General features: G+C 62.1%; 22 protein-coding genes. 1 reads left to right on the forward strand and 21 read right to left on the reverse strand.

The window, feature by feature from the left end:
* Positions 1–257 precede the first annotated feature (257 nt).
* Positions 258–1,121, forward strand: coding sequence for a MipA/OmpV family protein (locus F617_RS0100195; RefSeq protein WP_019564064.1), 864 nt, complete (start codon positions 258–260; stop codon positions 1,119–1,121).
* A gap of 113 nt (positions 1,122–1,234) precedes the next feature.
* Here F617_RS0100195 and F617_RS0100200 read toward each other — a convergent pair whose 3' ends face one another.
* The 21 genes from F617_RS0100200 to F617_RS0100300 all read right to left on the reverse strand — a co-directional run bounded on the left by F617_RS0100200 (position 1,235) and on the right by F617_RS0100300 (position 21,121).
* Positions 1,235–1,660 carry a thiol-disulfide oxidoreductase DCC family protein gene (locus F617_RS0100200; RefSeq protein ID WP_013635756.1) on the reverse strand — a complete coding sequence of 142 codons (426 nt, stop codon included), beginning with the start codon at positions 1,658–1,660 and terminating at the stop codon, positions 1,235–1,237.
* 191 nt (positions 1,661–1,851) lie between these two features.
* Entirely contained in the window at positions 1,852–3,261 is a 1,410-nt protein-coding gene (locus F617_RS0100205) for a HAMP domain-containing sensor histidine kinase (protein ID WP_034501730.1), read from the reverse strand.
* Between the two features lie 9 nt (positions 3,262–3,270).
* A complete protein-coding gene (locus F617_RS0100210) occupies positions 3,271–4,029 on the reverse strand; it encodes a response regulator transcription factor (protein ID WP_013635754.1) in 759 nt (252 codons plus the stop codon).
* Positions 4,030–4,300: 271 nt separating this feature from the next.
* Positions 4,301–5,854, reverse strand: a complete 1,554-nt coding sequence (locus F617_RS0100215) for a Do family serine endopeptidase (RefSeq protein WP_003512147.1) — start codon at positions 5,852–5,854, stop codon at positions 4,301–4,303.
* A 156-nt stretch (positions 5,855–6,010) separates the two neighbouring features.
* Positions 6,011–6,475, reverse strand: a complete 465-nt coding sequence (locus F617_RS0100220) for a cytochrome c-type biogenesis protein (RefSeq protein ID WP_019564066.1) — start codon at positions 6,473–6,475, stop codon at positions 6,011–6,013.
* Complete coding sequence (locus F617_RS0100225; RefSeq protein ID WP_003512142.1) at positions 6,472–8,466, reverse strand: heme lyase CcmF/NrfE family subunit; 1,995 nt, start codon at positions 8,464–8,466, stop codon at positions 6,472–6,474. The genes F617_RS0100220 and F617_RS0100225 overlap by 4 nt, the downstream gene beginning before the upstream one ends.
* The gene (gene ccmE, locus F617_RS0100230) at positions 8,463–8,975 is read right to left on the reverse strand and encodes a cytochrome c maturation protein CcmE (RefSeq protein WP_003512141.1); all 513 of its coding nucleotides are present in this window, start codon (positions 8,973–8,975) and stop codon (positions 8,463–8,465) included. Before ccmE ends, F617_RS0100225 begins: the two co-directional genes overlap by 4 nt.
* Positions 8,972–10,126: a c-type cytochrome biogenesis protein CcmI gene (gene ccmI / locus F617_RS0100235; RefSeq protein WP_019564067.1), complete on the reverse strand. Its 1,155-nt coding sequence runs from the start codon at positions 10,124–10,126 to the stop codon at positions 8,972–8,974. The genes ccmE and ccmI overlap by 4 nt, the downstream gene beginning before the upstream one ends.
* Before the next feature lie 143 nt (positions 10,127–10,269).
* The gene (locus F617_RS0100240; RefSeq protein ID WP_025592860.1) at positions 10,270–10,698 is read right to left on the reverse strand and encodes a membrane protein; all 429 of its coding nucleotides are present in this window, start codon (positions 10,696–10,698) and stop codon (positions 10,270–10,272) included.
* Between the two features lie 107 nt (positions 10,699–10,805).
* A complete protein-coding gene (locus tag F617_RS0100245; RefSeq protein WP_003512137.1) occupies positions 10,806–12,206 on the reverse strand; it encodes a HAMP domain-containing sensor histidine kinase in 1,401 nt (466 codons plus the stop codon).
* The gene (locus F617_RS0100250; RefSeq protein WP_003512135.1) at positions 12,196–12,867 is read right to left on the reverse strand and encodes a response regulator transcription factor; all 672 of its coding nucleotides are present in this window, start codon (positions 12,865–12,867) and stop codon (positions 12,196–12,198) included. Before F617_RS0100250 ends, F617_RS0100245 begins: the two co-directional genes overlap by 11 nt.
* A gap of 96 nt (positions 12,868–12,963) precedes the next feature.
* Positions 12,964–13,218 (reverse strand): hypothetical protein, encoded by a 255-nt coding sequence (locus tag F617_RS0100255; protein ID WP_003497070.1) that lies wholly within the window; start codon positions 13,216–13,218, stop codon positions 12,964–12,966.
* Positions 13,219–13,357: 139 nt separating this feature from the next.
* The gene (locus tag F617_RS0100260; RefSeq protein WP_019564069.1) at positions 13,358–13,564 is read right to left on the reverse strand and encodes a hypothetical protein; all 207 of its coding nucleotides are present in this window, start codon (positions 13,562–13,564) and stop codon (positions 13,358–13,360) included.
* A gap of 34 nt (positions 13,565–13,598) precedes the next feature.
* Positions 13,599–17,402, reverse strand: a complete 3,804-nt coding sequence (locus tag F617_RS0100265) for a glycoside hydrolase/phage tail family protein (protein ID WP_019564070.1) — start codon at positions 17,400–17,402, stop codon at positions 13,599–13,601.
* A gap of 17 nt (positions 17,403–17,419) precedes the next feature.
* Complete coding sequence (locus F617_RS0100270; protein WP_019564071.1) at positions 17,420–17,854, reverse strand: NlpC/P60 family protein; 435 nt, start codon at positions 17,852–17,854, stop codon at positions 17,420–17,422.
* Positions 17,851–18,735 carry a DUF2163 domain-containing protein gene (locus F617_RS0100275; RefSeq protein WP_019564072.1) on the reverse strand — a complete coding sequence of 295 codons (885 nt, stop codon included), beginning with the start codon at positions 18,733–18,735 and terminating at the stop codon, positions 17,851–17,853. The genes F617_RS0100270 and F617_RS0100275 overlap by 4 nt, the downstream gene beginning before the upstream one ends.
* Positions 18,732–19,370: a TIGR02217 family protein gene (locus F617_RS0100280; protein ID WP_019564073.1), complete on the reverse strand. Its 639-nt coding sequence runs from the start codon at positions 19,368–19,370 to the stop codon at positions 18,732–18,734. The genes F617_RS0100275 and F617_RS0100280 overlap by 4 nt, the downstream gene beginning before the upstream one ends.
* A 90-nt stretch (positions 19,371–19,460) precedes the next feature.
* Positions 19,461–20,042: a phage tail tape measure protein gene (locus F617_RS0100285; protein ID WP_019564074.1), complete on the reverse strand. Its 582-nt coding sequence runs from the start codon at positions 20,040–20,042 to the stop codon at positions 19,461–19,463.
* 97 nt (positions 20,043–20,139) lie between these two features.
* Positions 20,140–20,361, reverse strand: coding sequence for a rcc01693 family protein (locus F617_RS0100290; RefSeq protein WP_013635743.1), 222 nt, complete (start codon positions 20,359–20,361; stop codon positions 20,140–20,142).
* Positions 20,358–20,714, reverse strand: coding sequence for a gene transfer agent family protein (locus F617_RS0100295; protein ID WP_019564076.1), 357 nt, complete (start codon positions 20,712–20,714; stop codon positions 20,358–20,360). The genes F617_RS0100290 and F617_RS0100295 overlap by 4 nt, the downstream gene beginning before the upstream one ends.
* Positions 20,714–21,121: a phage major tail protein, TP901-1 family gene (locus F617_RS0100300; protein WP_003512111.1), complete on the reverse strand. Its 408-nt coding sequence runs from the start codon at positions 21,119–21,121 to the stop codon at positions 20,714–20,716. Before F617_RS0100300 ends, F617_RS0100295 begins: the two co-directional genes overlap by 1 nt.
* Positions 21,122–21,161 lie beyond the last annotated feature (40 nt).

The raw sequence follows: 21,161 nt of genomic DNA on the forward strand, positions 1-21,161 counted from the left end.
CGCTCCCCGCAAAATCGTCCTGCCGCCACGCATTGTCGAAGCTTCCGGGCGCATACACTCCGCGTTGTAACAAATGCGTGGCGCTTTGCGATCAGGAAAACCGCTTTTGCCGATCTTTTCCGAGGTCTGGCCTGAGGAAGCGCCATTTCAGTCGTGGCCGGCAATCTCACGTAATGTCTCCGCAATTATGCCCACGTAGCGTCCTGCTCAACGAAACCCGACTCCCAGGTTTTGCAACGCTTGATGCTGCAACGGATATGATCATGAAACAGATTTTTACAGTGAAATGGCAAAAGAACCTGCGTGCAATGGCGTTGTGCCTGACCGCGCTGCCCCTGGCGCAGGGCATCTGCACGCCCGTCCTCGCTGCCGATCTCGGCAAATCGGACAGGTTCGCCGAACCGCAGGGCAATTTCGACGATGCCCGCTACAGCAGTTCCAGTGAGTGGAAAATCACACTTGGCGTGGGTGCTGCCTACGCTCCCAAATATGAGGGCTCGGACAAGCTGGAAGCAGGCGCGGTTCCCCTGGTTTCCGTTGAGTATGGAGATACGCTGAGCATCGATTTCAGTGGCATCACCGTCAACCTGCTGAACAGCAACGGCTTCAGACTGGGCGTCAAGGGCGGCTGGGAAGCCGGGCGCAAGGAAAAGGACGACAAGAAAAATCTTCGCGGGATGGGTGACATCAAGGCGGGCGGCGTGGTCGGCGGTGTTATCGCTTATGGCATCGATCCCTTCGAGGTCTATGCGAAGGTGGACAAGACCATCAGCGGCAGCGAAGGGTTGACCGCAACCGTCGGCGCCAGCGTTTCGCACAAAGTCGACCAGTTCATCCTTGGCGCGGACCTCTCCGCCACCTGGGCGGACGACAAGCACATGAAATCCTATTTCGGCGTCACCTCGGCCCAATCCGCCCGTTCCGGCCTGCGCCGCTATGACGCCAAGGCAGGCTTCAAGCGCATCGACGCCAGCGCCTCCCTCACTTACCTTATGACCGAGAACTGGTCGATCACCGGCGCCGGCGGTGTTGGCTTCCTGCTGGGCGATGCCAAGGACAGCCCGCTCTCCAAGAAGGACATCCAGCCCTTCGCGATGATTGGCGTGGCTTATACGTTCTGAGCCGATGGCGACGTGGCGTTGCGGGGATGCGTAACCATCTCCGCAACGCCGTCACGTGTCTGTCCCACCGCCTGAAATTGTCGCCTGCCCTGGGCGGAGGATCGTCGCTAAGTTCAGAGAATCCTGTCCCTGTATTCCGGCGGCGCCACCCAGCATTGCGCACGTTTTCCGAACCAACGGTAGCGATTGCGGGCGACAAAACGATAGACGGGATCGCGCAGAAATGCGGGAATTATGCGCAACATGCCAAGCAGCCGCCAGGGTATGCCAAGCGCCTCATAGATAGCAAGAACGCCGTCGCTATCCTGTCGCACCCTGTCGCCATCGACGACGAGCAGGCTGACCGGATTTTTGGGGTCCATTCCGTGCCGACGGTAGATTTCCGTGCCGACGGCTCCCTGCATGGAGGCTAGCCGGAAATATCCGGCCTTGTCATGCCGCAGCACAAATTGCGCATTCACGGAACACAACACACATTCGGCATCGAACAGAATGATCGGTCCATGGTGGTCGCCGACCAAGGGGGCCATGTTTGCCATCGATCATAAGTCCTTTTGCCGATCGCGATGCGATCCCCTAATAAAGTGCAGCTGTAGAACCTTATAAGATATTCTTCCGATCATCTTTCAATTCAATCTCGAGAGACGATTATTTCTCGGAGGTGAACGAATTTCCGCACAAATAGCGGTGACCAGCCGGTGCTGGTGTCGGCGGCGTTGGACAGCGCGGCTTACTGGGTCGAAACGGGAAAGATCATCGAGACGGTCAGGCCCGGGCAGACGGAATTTGTAGTGTCGGTGTCCGACAGCGCGAGCGATCCGCCGTGCAATTCCATCACGGCCTCCACCAGCGACAGGCCGAGCCCCGTACCGGGTTTGGAGCGGCTTTCGTCCAGCCGCACGAAACGTTTCAGCACCTCGCCGCGCTTGTCGGCGGGGATGCCGGGCCCGTTATCGGAGACGGACAGCACGATGGCGTCCGGTTCGCTCACCAGACGCACGATGAGTTTTTTGTCGCCCTCGCATTCGCAGGCATATTTCATGGCGTTGTCGATGAGGTTTGAAAGCGCCTGGCCGATCAGTTCACGGTTGCCCTGCACCGAAAGACCGGGTTCGATCTCGGCCTCAAGCGTAAGTCCCGCGTCCTCGGCTACCGGTTCGTAAAGTTCGGCGCTGTCGGCGGCGATTGCCGACATGTCCACATCGGTCATTTCGGCGGCGATGGAGCCGGCCTCGACGCGGGAAATCATCAACAATGCATTGAAGGTGCGGATCAACTGGTCGGATTCGGCGATGATGCCTTCGAGTGCCGCGCGCCGTTTCGTCTCATCGTCGTCATCCAAGGCGGCGGCTGCCTTGTTGCGCAGCCGCGTCAGCGGTGTCTTGAGGTCGTGGGCGATATTGTCGGACACCTGCCGCAAGCCCTCGTTCAGCTTTTCGATACGGCCGAGCATGGCGTTGAGCGAGCCGGACAGCCGGTCGAACTCGTCGCCGGAACGGCCCTGCGGCAGGCGCTGCGAAAGATCGCCGGCCATGATCTTCTTGGTCGCTGCCGACATGCGGTCGATGCGTTTCAAGGCATTGCGGCCGATGCCGAACCAGATGAGCAGCGCACCGGCGCTCATGATGGCAAGCGCCACCATCAGCGCATTGCGCACCAGCGCCCGGAATTTGGTGGGCTCGCCGAGATCGCGGCCGATCAGGATGCGCAGGCCGTTGTCCAGCATGAAGACATTGGCGGTCGCCATATGCTGCACGCTGTCGCCGCTTTCGGAATAACGTTCGTAACGGAAGGGGAAACCCGTCCAGCCCTCCTTGTCAAACACGCCGGGCTGCACGGAAGCGACATTGCCTGCAAGGATTTCGCCATTGGGGCCGGCGATGATGTAAAGGCTCGCCCCCGGCTGGCGGGCACGGCGCTCCATCATCCGCAACAGCGGGTTGATGCCGCCGCGATTGTAGATGCGCTGCACATCCGACACTTCCTGCAGCACCGCGTCACGCGTCTGCTGGTTCAGCAGCCGTTCGGAAAGGGCGGTGACATAAAAGACCAGAAAGGCGGCGCAGAGCGCAAACAGCAGGATATAAAGCGCAGAAAGGCGCACCGCTGTTGACCGGAACAATATTCTGAGGCGGACCATTTTCGCCAATCAGCCCTCGTCCTTCATCATGTAACCCGCGCCGCGAATGGTCTTCAGCAGCGGCTTTTCGAAGTCCTTTTCGATCTTCGAACGAAGGCGGGACACATGCACGTCGATGACATTGGTCTGCGGGTCAAAATGATAATCCCAGACGTTTTCCAGAAGCATGGTGCGGGTCACCACCTGGCCGGCATTCTTCATGAGATATTCCAGCAGGCGGAACTCACGCGGCTGCAACAGGATTTCCTTGCCACCGCGACGGACATCGTGGGACAGCCGGTCAAGTTCGAGATCGCCAACACGGTAGACCATGTCCTGTTCGGGTTTGCCCTTGCGGCGGCCCAGCACTTCGATGCGTGCGAGAAGTTCGGAAAAGGCATAGGGTTTGGGCAGATAATCATCGCCGCCAGCACGCAGGCCGGTCACGCGGTCGTCCACCTGCCCAAGAGCCGAAAGAATGAGAACCGGCGTCTCGATGCCGCGCCGGCGCAGCTCGCTGATGACGGAAAGTCCGTCGCGGCGCGGCAGCATGCGGTCGATCACCATCACGTCATAGGAATTCTCGCAGCCCATGAACAGGCCGCTTTCACCATCGCTCGCGTGATCGGCAACGATACCGACTTCCCGGAACGCCTTGGTCATATAGGCCGCAGCCTCGAGATCGTCTTCAATAACAAGAATCTTCATGTGCGGGACAATAGCGCCCTCGCCCTTTTCCGCACAACCGGAAACAGATGCGACAGACATTTCCTGAACCTTGTTTTCCATGAGATTTCCTCCTCGGTGCTGACTGGACCGGCTTTGTGGGTCCTTGTCTTCTCCCCCGCCGGGGGGAAGGTGGCCCGAAGGGTCGGATGAGGTAGCAAGGGCGCGGTCTATCGCTGGCCTTGCCCTTGATCCCGCTGCCGCGACCTTCTCCTCCCTAGCGGAGAAGAAACAAGCGGCACGCGCGTTCCACATACTCTGTCCCGCCCTCAAGGTGAGAGACAGTCCCGAGCGACGCCGGCTCGAAGACGAACCGGCGTCGCATCTCAGATTATCAACCCTGGTCGATATCCAGTGCGATGAAGCGGCTGCCGCTGTCCGTCTGGATCTGGAACAGCGCCTTGGAGCGTCCGTCCTTCTTCGCCTGCTCGAGAACCTTCTCGATATCGGCGGCAGAAGCCACCTGCTGGTTGTTGACGGAGGTGATCTTCTCACCCGTCTTCAGGCCACGGGCAGCGGCGTCGCTGTCCGGATCGACATCAGTGATGGCAAGGCCGTTGCCGTCGTCAGCGGGCGCAACCGTCAGGCCGAGGCTCGACAGCACCTTTGCGCTGGAAGGTTTGCTGCCACTGTCGTTTTCCTGGCCCGGCGTTGCTTTGGAGGCATCGTCGCTTGCGAGATCGCCAAGCGTCACGGTGACCGACTGCGACTTGCCGCCGCGCCAGAGCGAGATTTCAACCTTGCTGTTTGGCGTCATGCTGCCGATGCGGCGCGACAGATCGCGGGCATCCTTGACCGGGTCGCCATTGACGGCAGTGATGATGTCACCCTGCTTGATGCCAGCCTTGTCGCCCGGCGAACCGGACTGCGGCGAGACGACGAGCGCGCCCTTCGCTTCGGCAAGACCAAGCGACTCGGCAATGTCCTTGCTGACGGGCTGGATCTGCACGCCGAGCCAGCCGCGTTCGACCTTGCCGTCCTTTTGCAGGTCGGCGATCACGTCCTTGGCAACGGACGACGGGATGGCGAAAGCAATACCGACATTGCCGCCGGAGGGCGAGAAGATCGCGGTGTTGATGCCAACGACTTCACCGTTGAGATTGAACGCGGGACCACCGGAGTTGCCGCGGTTCACGGCGGCGTCGATCTGCAGGTAATCGTCATAGGGGCCGGAGCCGATATCGCGGCCACGGGCAGAAACGATGCCCGAGGTTACCGTGCCGCCGAGGCCGAAGGGGTTACCGACGGCTACGACCCAGTCACCTACGCGAATCTTGCTATCGTCGGCAAACTGCACATAGGTGAACTTGCGGTTCACATCGACCTTCAGCAGCGCCAGATCGGTACGCGGATCACGGCCAACGAGCTTGGCTTCGAGTTCGGTACCGTCATTCATCACCACCGTGTAGGCGGAGCCGTCATCGACAACGTGGTTGTTGGTGACGACATAACCGTCTTCGGAGATGAAGAAGCCGGATCCTTGAGCGACGGGGCGCAGCGGACCCTTGCCGTCACGGTGACGGTTCGGACCACGGTCGGGACGGTCCTGGTTGGGGCCGCCGAATTCCTTGAAGAAGCGCTTCAGGGGATGGTCGTCCGGCAGCTGGTCGAGACCACGGCCGCCGAAATTGAAGGAAAAGTTGCTGGAATCATCGGAAGCGGGCTGCACGTTCGACTGGACGCGAACGGAGACGACGGCGGGCGAAACCGCCTCGACCACATTGGCGAAGCTCGGAACCTGCGGCGCAGTCACCTCGACCGGAGCGGCAAAGGAATGAACGATCGGTGCGGCGATGCCTGTGGAAAGCATCAGCGCGGCAAGACCGCCAACGGTCGTTGCCTTCAGAACCGTCTTCAGCGAGGAGCGTCCGTTTTGCGAGTGAGACATGGTGTACCTTCTTTCTTCATTCAGACTGGAACCCGTTTGACCGGGGGAGAAGCGGTGGATGATGAAGATATAGGAGGCGACACCTTACAGCGAAGTGTCTGACGAATGAAAAAACCGTAATGTTGAAAAAGAACCGAGGACGGATATGAAAATCAGTTATTTTTCAATGAGATTACGAATTCTCTCTTCTTCGTCCGCGCTCAGTTTTTCCGGCCGCTCCTGGGTGGCGCGCCGACGCGAAAAAACGAGGATGGCGAATATTCCCGCAAGCGCCAGAACGATGGGCGCGCCCCACAAAAGTGCGGTGCGCATGCTGAAACGCGGTTTCAGCAGCACGAATTCGCCGTAACGAGACACGACGTAGTCGACTACAGCCTGATCGCTATCGCCTGCCACCAGCCTGTCCCGCACCAGAACGCGCAGGTCCCGTGCCAGTTCGGCATTGCTGTCATCGATCGACTGGTTCTGACAGACCATGCAGCGCAGTTGCGACGTGAGATTGCGGGCGCGCTGTTCCAGTGCGGGGTCTTTCAGCACCTCGTCCGGGTTGAAGGCGAAGGCCGGCCATGACGTAAACATGAGAACGAGAAGGAGCGTGAGCCCCGACACAACCTCCCTCATTCCGCCGCCTCCGGCATCGCGGCCGTTTTTGCCGGCTTCGCCTTGCGGCTCGGTGCGCCCACCCTCAACCGTCTGTCGGAGAGCGATATCAAACCGCCGGCCATCATGAACAGCGTGCCGCCCCAGATGCACAGGATGAAGGGTTTCCACCAGATGCGCACTACCATGCCGCCATCCGCCATCGGGTCACCGAGCGAGACGTAGAGCTGGCTGAGGCCGAACGTCAAAATGCCCGCTTCCGTGGTCGGCATTCGCCGTGCGGTGTAGAGCCGTTTGGAGGACCAGACGTCGGCTACTTCCACACCCGCCTTGCGTATGGTGAAATGGCCGCGATCCTCGGTGAAATTAGGGCCGACGGCATGGCGGATGCCATCGAAGGTGAGACTGTAGCCGCCCGCCTTCGCCTCCATGCCCTGCTTCATTTCCAGAACGGTTTCGGTCTCGAAGGTGGTGACGGTGACGATGCCGAGCACGGTGATGCCAAGCCCCATATGGGCAAGTGCGGCGCCGAAGGCCGAACGCGGCAGGCCCTTGAGGCGTCGAAAAGCGATGCCGAAAGCCAGTTTGCCGAAATTGGCCCGATACCAGAGATCGGCAAGCGCCCCGAAGATCAGCCAGAAACCGGCTGCGATGCCAAGTGCGGCGAGTACCGGGCCGCCGTTCTCCACGTACCAGAGCGTCAGCCCGGCAAGGGCTGCAATGGCGGCCGCCACATAAAGCCGCTGGAAAGCGCCGAGAAGATCGCCGCGCTTCCAGGCGAGCATCGGCCCGAATGGCGTGACGATCAGGACCGGGATCATCAGGAGGCCAAAGGTGAGGTTGAAGAACGGCGCCCCGACCGAGATTTTTTCGCCTGTCAGCGTTTCGAGAATGAGCGGATAGAGCGTGCCGATCAGTACCGTTGCGGTCGAGACCGTCAGGATCAGATTGTTGAGGACCAGCGCCCCTTCGCGTGAGATCGGCGCGAACAATCCACCCACCTTCAGCGAGGGCGCCCGCCATGCGAACAACGCGAAAGCTCCGCCGATGAAAACGGTAAGGATGCCGAGAATGAAGATGCCGCGGCTCGGATCGGTGGCGAAGGCGTGCACGGAGGTCAAGACGCCGGAGCGCACGAGGAAGGTGCCGAGCAGCGACAGCGAGAAGGTCATGATCGCCAGAAGCACGGTCCAGATTTTCAGCGCTTCGCGCTTTTCCATGACGAGTGCCGAATGCAGCAGTGCGGTGCCCGCAAGCCATGGCATGAAGGAGGCGTTTTCAACCGGATCCCAGAACCACCAGCCGCCCCAGCCGAGTTCGTAATAGGCCCAGTAAGATCCCATGGAGATACCTGCCGTCAGGAAGGTCCATGCGGCGAGCGTCCACGGCCTTACCCAGCGCGCCCAGGCCGCATCGATCCGGCCCTCCAGAAGTGCAGCGACGGCGAAGGAGAAACAGACGGAAAAGCCGACATAACCGAGATAAAGCAGAGGCGGATGTATGGCGAGGCCGAAGTCCTGAAGGATGGGGTTCAGGTCCTGCCCTTCGGCCGGCACCCGCTCCAGACGCATGAACGGATTGGAGGTGAGCAGGATGAACAGCAGGAACGCGACGGAAATCCAGGCCTGTACAGACAGCACATTGGCTTTCAGCGTTTCCGGCAGGTTGCGACCGAAGACGGCAACGAGCGCACTGAAAAACACCAGGATCAGCAGCCATAACAGCATGGAGCCCTCATGGTTACCCCAGACGCCAGTCAACTTGTAGAGCATCGGCATCAGCGAATGGGAGTTTTCCCAGACGTTGCGCACGGAGAAATCCGAAACCGCATAGGCCCGCGTCAGCGCTGCAAAGGACAAGGCCACGAGCAGGAACATCACGACGGAGCCGAGCGAGGCGATATCCATCAGCGCCCGGTCGTTACGGCGCGCGCCGATCACCGGCAGCGTCGAGACGATCAGCCCCACGGCGAGTGCCAGAACCAGAACGTAGTGGCCGATCTCATTGATCATTTTATCGCTCCGGTCTTGTCGGCTGAAGCCCCCGCAGGAGAAGGCGCTGCGCCGGAAGGTTGCCCGCCCTCTCCGGTGTTCTGCCACAGGCCCTTGTCTTTCAGCCGGTCGGCCACTTCCTTCGGCATGTAGTTTTCGTCATGCTTGGCCAGAACGCTGTCGGCAACAAAGCCATGGGTCGCGGCATCGAAAACGCCTTCAGTCACCACGCCCTGCCCCTCGCGGAAAAGATCGGGCAGAATGCCAGTATAGCTGACGGGCACGTTTGCTTCACCGTCAGTCACTGTGAAGCTCACCGTGCGGCCCTCCCCGCGCTTGACGGAGCCTTCCGCCACCAGCCCACCAAGGCGGATGCGGGTGCCGGGATTGACCGGCGTCTTCTCCAGATCGGCCGGCATGTAGAAATAGGCTATGGACTGGCCGAAGGCGAACATGACGAGCAGCACGGCCGCGACGATGAAGCTCATGCCGCCGCCGATGATTGCGAGCCGTTTCTGTTTGCGGGTCATTGCGTCACTCCCTGCGGCATCGCGCGCCCTTGCCCGTCCATGCGAACGGGTCCGGCGGAAACTCCCAATTCCTTCGCCAGCGCCAGAAGCTGCTTACCCTCTTCGCCCTCAGGCGGGAAAACCTGCAAACCGGCTCTCAGTGCCTCGCCCGCCTTCGCTGCATTGTTCAAGACGGAATAGGCGCGCACGAGGCGCATCCAGCCTTCGAAATCACCGGGATTTTCCTTGAGCTTGGCGTCGAGGCTCGCCACCATGCCCTCGATCATCGCCTGCCGGTCGGCGGGCGTCATGTCTTTCGCCGCCGCCACGTCGCCTGCGGTCGGGCCGGGCGCTGCCTCGCCGCCGGTTCTGGCGATATGTTCCCGCACCAGCGGCAACCATGGCGCACCGGCTGGTGCATCCGCCGCCAGTGCTGCAAAGGCCGCACGTGCCTCCTGCGCCTTGCCCGCCTGCTCCAGCGACAGCGCCAGATAAAAGCGGGCGCGTGGATTGCCGGGTTTCAGCCGCTCGGCTTCGGCAAAGGCCTCACGCGCAGCCTCGATGACGATGCCGTCATTGCTCGCCACCAGTGTTTCGCCAAGTCCCGTCAGCCGTTCTGTGCTCGGCCCTTGCAAACGAAGCGCGTTGCGATAGGCAAGCTCGGCATCGCCAAGCCGCATCGTCTTGAAATAGATCGGCGCCAGGATATCCCAGCCTGCACCGTCGTCGGGGTTTTCGGCCAGGTGCCGCTCGGCACGGGCGACCAGAAGGTTCATGTCGTTGCCGGGTTGCTCCAGACGCGCCTCGAGCGGCATGTCCGGCACTTCCGGACTTCCCTTCCAGATGTAAAGACAGAGGCCAAGTGCGGGCAGCAAAACGGTAATCAGGGTTACGGCGAGATTGTGCCGCAGCGGCCGGGCGCTGCTTTCAGCGTCTTGACGGGTATCGGCTGCGGCAAGCAGCCGGCGGCCGATTTCGGCGCGGGCATATTCCGCCTCCGTCTCGCCGATCAGGCCAGCGGCACGCTCGCGGTCCAGTTCGGCAAGCTGGTCGCGATAGACTGCAACCTCGCCGTCGCGGCGCGTCTGCGACACCTCGGTCTTCCGCATCAGCGGGTACATCAGGACGATGGCGACAGCCGCCGTCAATATCGCAACGACAATCCAGAACATAAGGCTCAATTACTCGAATGCACGGCACATGGAAACATGAAGCGCGGAGAGGACGCGAATTTGAGACATCACGCCGCACCGCCCGGCGTCCAGGTGCATCGCTATAGCCCTTCCTGTCACTCGGAAAGGTCCATGACCTTGATTTACGTCAAAGGAGACCAGCTGCCATCGGCATTGCGGCAGGCCGCACCGCGAACCCGGGTTTCCTTTTCATCGACAGTCAGCGTGTGGGAATATTGCCGGCAATTCTGGTTGCCCACCTGATAGGGCGCATTGGCAACCACCTGGCCGCTGGCATCGTCGCCGGTCCATGTCACCGGCGTACCGACCGGGGCGGTTTCCAGTGCGCGATATTCGGCCTCCAGCGCTTTGGTGCGGTCGCCCTTTTCGAGCTGCAGACCGCTTCGTCCGACAATGCCGCCCTGCATGTTGGCAAGGAACGGCGTTGAAGGTTGTGCCGAACCGCCGAACAGGCTGCCACCGGCCGAGCGGGTGCCCGTGGTGGTGCAGGCGCTCAGCATCGATACGCACAGGATCGAGAGAAGTGCCGGGCGTGACACCAGCGAACGCATCGTCACGGAGCGGCAGCCATCATACACGTCAACCAAACCCTGTCCTCTTTTCCTTACCGCACCGCGCGTTATATATCGGCATTGAATTTCTTGCCTTTTTTCTTGCCTCACGCAAGCTCTTTCGAGAGGCCAGGCAAAATCAAATCGGCTTTCAGGCCACCTATCCCGCTGCGCGAGAGGGAAAAGTGGCCATGGTACTCAGACACCACTTCGGAAACGATCGACAATCCGAGGCCGGTGCCCGGACGGCTTTCGTCCAGCCGCCTGCCGCGCTTCATCGCTTCGCTTATCTGCCCGGGCTCCAGCCCCGGCCCGTCATCCTCCACGATCAACTCCACCCATGAGCGCCGGCCCATTTCGGGGTCGGAGGACGGGTGAGTGCCGGTCGCAAGCGTGACGACGACTTTGGTCTGCGCAAAACGCGCGGCATTCTCGAGAAGATTGCCGACGATCTCCTCCAGATCCTGCTGTTCCATGCCCAGCACCGCCCCCGGATGCTCGAAATTCAGCTCGAACTGCTTGTCGGGGTTGAGGCGGCGCATGACGCGCACCAGCCGTTCCAGCGCCGGCTCCGCTTCCACGCGCGCAAGAATCGAGCCGCGCTGGGCGGCAATGCGGGCGCGCGAAAGATAAGACTGCACCTGCGCCTGCATGGCGTCAGCCTGCGCGCGCACCAGATCGCCGTGCTGCGGCTCCAGCGTGCGGGCCTCGTTCAGAAGCACGGCAATCGGCGTTTTCAGCGAATGTGCGAGATTGCCGACCTGCATGCGGGCGCGCTCGACGATGCGCCGGTTGCTGTCGATCAGCGCATTGACTTCGTTCGCCAATGGCTGGATTTCGCGCGGGAATTCGCCTTCGAGGCTTTCCGCCTCCCCGCCCCTGATCTTTCCGAGCGCCAGACGGGCCTGATCGAGCGGCCGCAGACTGTAGAGAATCGCAAGGCCATTGACGACCAGACTGCCGACGCCGAAGACGGCGAGCGCCAGATAAAGGCTGTTGGAGAAATTGCGCACATCGTCTTCAACGACATTCAGGTTGCCGGAAACGCGGAAACGCGCCGCACGGCCCTCACCATCCAGCACGACTTCCGTTTCCGCCACCCGCACCTTGTTGCCCGCCTCGTCGGTCACGGCATAAAACCGCTCGTATCTGTTATCGAAGGGAGCATCGATAATGCTCGGCACCGGCAAGGACGCGACGCCGAGCGAAGAGGAGACCAGCGGTGCGGTCTGGAAATTGCCGAGCGGCTCCACCACCCAGTACCAGCCGGTATCGGGCTGCGAGAACCGGAGATCGCCGAGCTGCGGGCTGCCGGCCAGCGTATTCTCGTTCGAAATCGTCACGGAATTAATGACGTTATAAAGCTGCGCCCGCAGAAGATCGGTGAAGCTGCGCTCCACGCCCTGCCGGTAGAGCGTCGAGATCACGACGGCAATGACCACCAGCGCCAGCGCCGACCAGGCGGAGGCGAGAAGAAGAACGCGGGCGGTAAGAGAGCTACTTCGCATCTGCCGGCGCTTGCATCCGGTAACCGAGGCCACGGATGGTCTCGATCAGATCAACCCCGAGCTTCTTGCGCAAACGTCCGACAAACACCTCGATCGTGTTGGAATCCCTGTCGAAATCCTGATCGTACATATGTTCGACCAGCTCCGTGCGCGAGACGACCTCGCCCATGTGATGCATGAGATAGGAAAGCAGGCGGAACTCATGCGAGGTGAGCTTCAGCGTCACGCCGTTGACCGTTGCCTTGGAGGATTTGGTATCGAGCTTGACCGGTCCGCAGACGAGCTCGGAGGAAGCGTGGCCAGCGGCGCGGCGGATGAGCGCACGCACGCGGGCAAGAACTTCTTCCACATGGAAGGGCTTGGTCACGTAATCGTCGGCACCGGCATCGATACCCGCCACCTTGTCGCTCCAGCGGTCACGGGCGGTGAGAATGAGGACCGGCATGGCCTTGCCCGCCGCGCGCCATTTCTCGACGACGGTGATGCCGTCCATCTGCGGCAGGCCGATATCGAGAACGATCGCGTCATAGGGTTCGGTATCGCCTAGATAATGGCCTTCCTCGCCGTCAAATGCCTGATCGACAACATAACCGGCTTCTTTCAGCGCGTCGGTCAGCTGACGATTGAGATTGGCATCGTCCTCAACCACGAGAATACGCATTATCCGCCCTTTCCTTACGTCCCGGCCCGCGCGCGCGTCGCCGGTCATGCTAACTGTGTCGGATTGTTTTCCGATATTTCGGCGATGCGGGCAAGGCTACATCGGCACGCGCATCGTTACCTTGCGCGGGCGCTCGCCATTACCCTGGACGAGAACGGTAACTACACAGGACTGACCGTCACCGGAGGGATAGACCGAAAGAAGCTGACCACCGGTTTCGCGCACCACGCGGGCAACGGCCGCGCCGCAATCGCTTGCAGCCAGAATGTAATGGCCCTGCAAATCAGCCTCGGGCGCCGTGAAACCGGAAAGCCCGGCTGCAAGCGTCGCGATGATGAGAGGTGATGCCATTGCACAAATCTTCCAAAAAAATCGGCTGCGTCTCGAACCGTATTGTGACCGAATATGTAGCGCAAAGCGTCTGAATGGCAAATGAATGCCGCCCCCGACGCCACGACGCACGGCGGGGACGGTATGGGCGCTAGTGGCGTCAGCGGATGGCACGGGTTGCCGAAAGGCGGCCGTAAAGTGCGACGAGGCCGCCAATTCCGCCCGCAACGGTCACCAGTCCCTCCGCCAGCTCGCCGTGCAGCCCGGCGGGAAGATCAAGACCAGCGACGCTGAAAAGCGGTGCGAAAACCGCAACCAGGGCGCCCCAGATCGTGCGCGATTGATACCATGCCTTGGTACTATCCATAATCTCGTCCTTTGCGTTGTTTTTCAGGTGGTTGTCAGAGTGGGAGAACGGCGTGCGCCGCCACTCCCAGAGGCACCGCACGGCCGAGCTGACGGACACGCACGGAAATGTGATCCCGCAAGGTCGGGAAATCTGTGAGTTCGCCCGCTTTGGGGTACAGCCAGAAGGGTTCGGAGACCTCTGCCGTGCGTCGAACGGCCTCGCGATCCAGCACCTCCACGCGGTAACGCTCGAACGGCTCTTCCAGCGGTATCTCGCTCGCGTCCCAGCCATCGGCCTCCATCCGGCCTCGGCGCACCCAGCGCAGCAAAATGCCGTCCCTGCGCCGCTCGGCCGCAAGATGCACCGGCGCGAGCGGCGTTTCAGCCCGCAAGCCACCCTCGAAGACAAAAGGACCGGCGGGGGCGCCCGCCATTCCCACCGTCTCGGCGATCCAGTTCAGCCGCCGTCCGCGTTCGGTCGCGGCAAGACCGAGCGGCTGCACCGCCGCGTCCAGCACCACGACAGGGGCGCCCACCGGCGCGCCAATGGCCAACGCATCTTCCGTGCCGCCAAGCCCACGCAACAAAGCGGAAAGCCGCCAGCGCGCGGGCGCAATTTCCTCTGCGCGCGCGAAAGCGATGATCTCCCAAACACCGTTTGCGGCCCTCACCGCCATGCGGTTCTCGCCGTTCAGCACCGAAAGCTCCGTGGCCGAGGAAAGCTCACCGGATGGCAGATCGATCAGGATGGTGTTTTGCCGGTCGAAACGGCCGGAGGGGCCTGATGTCAGCGGCATGGCCAACGTGCCGATCATCGCGGGCCGGTCAAGCACGGCGCGCTGCCGGTAGCCTTCCGTGCCTGCGGAGGACGAAACGACGATTGGCCGCCATGGCCGTGCAAAAACGGCAATCTGCGCCGAATTTTCAGACGCTGTGCCGTCATGGCGCGGCAGGTCGAGAAACAGCACCTCCGGGGCAAAGCCTTCCGCGCCGTTTGCCCCGCCAACACGACGCTCATCCACAGCGCCCGAAAAAGCAGCGGATGCGGCGGAAAAGGCGCGCGCCTCCACCTGCCGTACAGTACCGTCCTCAATCCGGCTAACCAGGAACCTCCCTGCCGGAGCCTCCGAAAACACATTCTGCGGGAGACGGATGCAATCGCCGGGTTCCAGAGCGATATCTGCGGGCGGCAACGCAAAACGCAGCGTGCGCCGCGCCTGCCTGTTGTCACGCAACAGGGCCTCAGCTGCGACTTCCGCTGTTTCCGCCGGGAGTACTGCGCTAAGGTCGAGCCGCATGACGCGGCTGCCGGCATTGTCGATACGGCGCGAACGCACGCTCGCCTGCTCGTAGTCCAGCGCCGGATTGAACGAGGTCAGCACGGCCTCTGCGGCGAAATCGCTGTCATGGCCGCGATTTTCCGACCACAGCGGTTCGTCGTCCAGATCGGCCAGCACGGCAGCGTCACGCACTGGCAGAACCGCCGTATTGCGAGAGCGGAAGCGCAGGGTTCCGCCGTCCTCGGCCACATCCACCTGAAACGCCGACATCAACGGCTCCAGGAGGTTGCGGGCCGAGGTCACGTCGCCCTGCACATATCCCGTCAGATCGCCACTGACGGCGGAGACGTCGAAGCCGGAAAAGCCATGGTCCGTCAGGATCGCGGCGATGGTATCGGCAAGTGTGGCAGTCCCAAGCCGGCCGTTCAGCCAATGGCCGGTACGCCAGTTGGCCCCATCGCTCCAGGCCGCGCCGTTCTGCGGAAAGGCGGGGAACGGCCGCGCATCCCAGGTCCACATATAGACGCGGTTATGATCCACCATCGCCGCATCCCCCTTCCCCCTCCAATGGTCGAGATGCGCCTCCAGAAACCGTCGCTGCTGGCTGTCGGCGCGGCTTCTGCGGGAAAAATAGGGATAAGCGTTTTCCGCCGATTTCGGATCGGGAAAGACATTCGGGCGCGTCGCACTCTTGTCCACCGCCGGGCAGCCGAGTTCGGTGAACCAGATCGGTTTCGACCCCGGCACCCATGCGGTTGGCGTCAATTTCTCTGCACCGCGCACCCGGTCAAAATGGGCATTCTGCCACCAGCTTCGCAGGTCCTTGTAGCGGAATACCCACGGCTTGCCCTTGAGACCATCAGTGATGGGGGTGCGCCGCCGCGCCGCGCGGTCGGCATGGCTGGCGTAATACCAGTCGAAACCCTCGCCCGCCGTGATGGCACGACGGAAGGCGTTAGCATCGTCCGGGCCGCTCATACCATCAGGATTGCCGTTTGCGGCATCCTCGTCGCGCCAGTCGGAAAGCGGCATATAGTTGTCGATGCCGATGGCATCGATATCAGGGCTTGCCCAAAGCGGATCTAGATTGAAGAACACGTCGCCGGAACCGTCCGCCGGCTGATAACCGAAATATTCGCTCCAGTCCGCGCCATAGGTCAGTTTCGTTGCCGACCCGACAACGGCGCGCACATCCGCCGCCAGCCGCACCAGTTCCTCCACGAAAGGAAAGGCGTCGTTATGGTCGCGCAGGCTTGTCAGCCCGCGCAGCTCCGAGCCGATCAGGAAGGCATCCACCCCACCCGCCTGCGCCACCAGCGCCGCATAATGCAGCACCATGCGTCGATACCCCTCAGTGCGGTTGCAGAAGGTGGAAATCTCCGTGCGCGTGCCTGCACTGCGGTCGGGCGAACCTGCCAGGCCAGGTGCCGGAAAACAGGTGATGCGTCCGCGCCAGCCATAGGCGTCCTGCTCGCCTTTGCCGCATGGGTCCGGCAGGCCGTTGCCGGCTGGCACATCCATCATCACGAATGGATAAAGGCAGACCTTCAGACCACGCGCCTTGAGGTCGGCTATCGCCTGCACAACGCTTTGATCATCCGGCGTGCCACCATAGGCCGGGCCGCCGCCGTGATGGCTGACGAGATGCGCTTGCCCGCGCGAAACACCGGCGACGGACCATGCTGCACTTTCCCTGTCGCGACCCGCCACTTCCACACCCGGCAGAATGCGGCATTCGCCCGCGCGCATGTCGGTGCCGAACCAGCCCACCACCAGCGCCACGCTTTGCAGATTGGGGCACAGCGCCTGCAATTCGTCGATCGCGGCCTGCCAGTCGGTCAAGGCCGTCAGGCAATTGCGGTTCATGATGTGACTTTCGCCCATGCCGGTGCGTTCCGAAACCTGCGCCGTGGCGTAACCGTGTTCCGTCGCACCGGGAATGACGGTGATGGCACGGATGGCTTTTTCCAGCCGGCCGACCGGTCGCACCACCTCGAACTGCATCAGCGGAATGCGGTTGCCATAGCTGTCAAGCGGCAGGCGTTCGAATACCACATAGGCCAACCCGCGAAAGGCGGGTGCATTGCCTGCGCCCTGTTTTGCCTCGATCAGCGGATCCGGTAATTGCGTCTCGCTGCCGGGATAAAAGCGCATCTCGATGGCGCTCAGGTCCAGTTCCCGCCCATCGGCCCAGACGCGCCGCACCATGGCCGCCTCGCCCTCGCACAGCCCGACGGCGAGATTGGCGAAATAGCGAAAGGTCTCAACCTTCGGGCCGCGATTGCCCTTGCCGCCACGACGCGTCACCTCGACGCTTTCCTCAAAGCGCGTCGCCCAGATCAGCGTACCGCCGATTCTCGCCGTGCCGTAAAGCCGGTTGATGGCCGCGCCTTCGTCCGCACCCGGAATACGCGCTGTGGAAAGCCGGGCGCCGGACACCGTCCGCCCGTTCGAAAGGAGCGCGCGGTCGACGGCATTGCCCGCCAGCGCGCCAGCCGCGCGGCCGATGATGGCACCCACGGGGCCGAAAACGCCGCCGAGTGCTGCACCCGCCGCCTGAAAGAGAATGGTCGCCATGGTCGCCTCGAAAAATGTCAGGGTTCGGGAAATCGGAAGACGCCAGCAATACGTCGCTTCCAGCCGGGCACCAGCGCCGAGCGCACAACTGCCGCCTGTTCATAGGCATGGATGAAATGCTGTGGCCCGGCGAGAATGCCGAGATGTTTCGCCGCTGCATCGGCCCGCCAGCGGAAGAGCAGCAGGTCGCCCGGCATAGCCTCTTCCATATCAGGCACCGCCGAAAAATAACGTTTCGCGGCCTTCAGCAACCGGTCCTCGCCGCCCCGCTCGGCCCAATCTGGTGTGTAGGGCGGCGGCAGTTCCGGTTCCTCGCCGTAAAGCGAGCGCCAGATGCCCCTGACAAGGCCGAGGCAATCGCAGCCAACGCCTTGCAACGACGCCTGATGCCGGTAGGGCGTGCCGATCCAGCCTTGCGCGAGCGCCAGCACTTTTTCTGAGGTACTGCTCATGGAAACAGCGCCCCGCCGTCATGGGTCTGGCCGCCGCTGGCGTAGGAATAGGCGAAATCCGCCCCCGGCAGATGCGGAAAGCCACGAAAGTTCAGGTGATTGGCGAATTTGGCCTTGCAGGTCGCAAAACTCTTGTCGCAACCGGCGATGACGGAAAAAACATCACCCGGCTGCGGCGGTTGCTCCGGAGCGAGCCAAAAGGACAGAAGCGTGCCGCCATCGCGTTTCTCGTGGCTGTCGAGATCGAAACCCTTGCCGACAAGTTGGCCGCTCAGAAACTGCAATTTCCCACGGCTGAAGAAACTATCGGCGAAAGCGTCCAGCCCTGTCACCAGCAGGTTGCCCGCCGCGTCCATGCCCGCAACGCTGCCAGTGCCGGTAAATCGCTTGAGATCGACGCCGCATCGCCGATCACCAAGGGCGGCATCGCAGCGCCGCCCATAGACCCTGCCCTGCGGCTGGGAAAGACGATGGGCGATGCTGCGCAGCTCGGCACGAAACGCTCCGCCCGCCCGTGTCACCTCGCCGATTTCGCGCATGTTCAGCAGCACATGCTGTTCCGGCACCTGCCAATTGACGAGGTAGAGCGCCACCTGCGCACCATCGAAACGTCCGGCGGCCAGATCGCTTTCGGAAATCGCCTCACTGGAAAAGCCGCCCGTCACTTCGCCCGCACTCGCGCCAAGTCCGGCCTCGCTGTCGCTGTCACTCGCACCAAAGCCGGTTGCGGCCAGGTAGGCGGTACCGGCGAAGGAAAGGGTCCCGTCATGGTCGGTAAAACCGATGACCTCGCCGTCCTTCAGCGTCACTTTCCAGCAATGGCAGGTGGTCGTGGCCTCGCCCGCCAGATGTTCGGCCAAAGCGGCAGGAATGGTCTTCATGGCAGGATTTCCATCAATGGAATGGAGGGAATGCGGCCCGCCTCGAAGGCGGTAAGGTTCACGTCGATGCGGTCGATTGCAAATCGCACCGGCACGTCGAATTCGAAACCGGCCCGGATTGCGGCACCGGCAGGCGGCGCCTTACCGGCGCGAAACGTCACCGTACCGGTCACACGGTCGACCGAAAAATCCGACAAAACGGCTTTCACCCCATCGACTGAGATGATGACCGAAGCCTCGACCGGCTTCTCCACCCGCCGGGTGAAAGAACCGCCCGCATCGGCATAGGTCTTCACCAGCTGAAAAGCCGTCGTCGTGCCGTCACCGGTGCCAATCTTCTGGTCGCTTGCAGCAGGTGTCTGGCCCGGCGGACATGATTTGAAATCCACCGGGTCGCGAAACCGAAAACCATGGAGTTCACCGCGCCGCGCCTCGAAAAAGGACAGCACCTCGTAAAGATCGGCAACGGAGCGAATGCCCGATCCTGCGTCATAGGCGCGTCTGGCATTCTTCCAACGCTGGTTGCGGTTCTCCCGCCCATTGGAAAGGTTGACGATATCGGTTCTCCTTACCGGCCCGCCGCTCACGCCAAGCGCCAGCCTCAGCGGAAACCGCACTTCATGAAATGCCGCCATGTCGTTGTTCCTGGATTCGTTTTGATAGTCTGGGAAAGATGGAAGGATCACGCTCGACACAGAGGTCTTGCAGGGAGGAGGTCCAATCCGTCACAGGCCGCGCTGGCCACGCCCGACGCTGCGCGCCAGCATGGCGGCGATCTGGCCTTCACTTTTTCTGAAGCTCGCCGCGTCCGTCGCCGTCACATTGAAAACGATCTGCGCGCCGCCGCCACCCGCCGGTGCGGCAACACCGAGCGCCCCATCCGAACCACGCTTCAGCGGCAGGATCGCCTCGGCACCCGCTTCGCCCATCAGGCCAAGCCCGCCGCCCATCGGGAAGAAGGCCGGGCTTGCGACCACACCGCCATCGGCAAAGGGCGTGATACTGCGTCCCGGCACCCCGCCATCGGCAAAGGCAAACAGCGAACCGCCGCCATTCAAAAGCCCGCCCACGGCATTGCCGATCCTGTTCTCAAGCGGCTTCAGCCCGGCGGAAAGCGCAATGCCGGAGAGCCGTTCGCCAAGCCCGCGCAACACGTCATCCAACCCCTTGCCGCCCGTCACCGCGGCCTGCATGGCAGAAGTCAACGCCGCCCCGAACCGCTCGGAACGCCGTTCGAGATCACCCATCACCTCCGAGAGCGCTTCCGCTTCCTCGCGACTGTCCGCAATCGATACTTCGCCTGCCATCACGCTTGCCTTTCTGATTCAAAACGGAGCCGTAGATGTTTGAATTGCCTGGTCGTTTTCACGAAAGATGCACGTCCCCCAAAATAGCAAACCACACTCACCCATCCGGAAACCGCCGCATCATCGCATCCATCGCCGGGCGGTCGAGGGTGTGGAAAGCGGGGCGGATGCCGCCGGTCATGGCAAAGAATTCCCTTGGCGTCAGCCGCCAGAAGGTTTCGGAGGAAAGCCGCAGCAGGTGGAAACCGGTGTGTATTACCGCCTCCCAGGGAAAAGGACGCGGCGTCAGATCGCCCACCTCACCTGCTGCGGCACTCAAGGGTCCGGCGGTGTGCCCCTCGAACCGGCAAAGGTGGCTGTCAGGAGATCGGCGACGATGGCGGCGTGGCCGGCAACGCCGCCTTCTACCGTGGCTGCGGCCACGTCCTGATCGGAAAACACGTTGCCCGCGCCGCGCAGACCTGCGCCGATCACCCGTATCATATCGGTCGCCTTCATACGTCCGGCTGCGAAACGTTCGGCGAGCGCGGTGAGATCATCGGCCTGAAAGGCGGTTTCGAGTTCGGCGAGAGCGCCGAGCGTCAGGCAAAGAACGCGCCTTTCGCCATCGATCAGCGCCTCGATCTCGCCGCGATGGCGGTTCGCCCGCCCGTAACGTAACCCTTGCGGCATCACAGTGCTCCGAAATTAAGGAAACCGGCCGATTCCAGCGCGGTCTCGAATTGCACTTCGCCATCGTGGCGACCGGAATATTCGAGCGCGACGATCTGGAACGGCCCGGTGATCGTGCCGAAGTCAGGAATGACGATCTGCCAGCCCGGAATGGAGCCGGCGAAAAATGCGCCACGCACCAGCGCATCGCTTGCCTGATCCTTGAAGATGCCCGACGCCGTCAGCGATGCCCGCTGCACGCCGGCGCCGGCCAGAAGCTCGCGCCAGCGCCCGGCGCTTTCGCCGTCGGTAATATCGACCGCCTGCGCGTTGAAGGCCAGACGCTTGGTTCTGAGCCCCGCCACGGTTACATAGGAGCCGGCGTTGTTGAACTTCAGCAGCAGGTCCTTGCCCTTCTGCGCCACCATGGTGGTCTCCCTCTCGTTTCGATTGATGTCGTCTCGTTTG

This window comes from Agrobacterium sp. 10MFCol1.1 (assembly GCF_000381165.1).
GTDB classification, from domain to species: Bacteria; Pseudomonadota; Alphaproteobacteria; order Rhizobiales; family Rhizobiaceae; genus Agrobacterium; species Agrobacterium tumefaciens.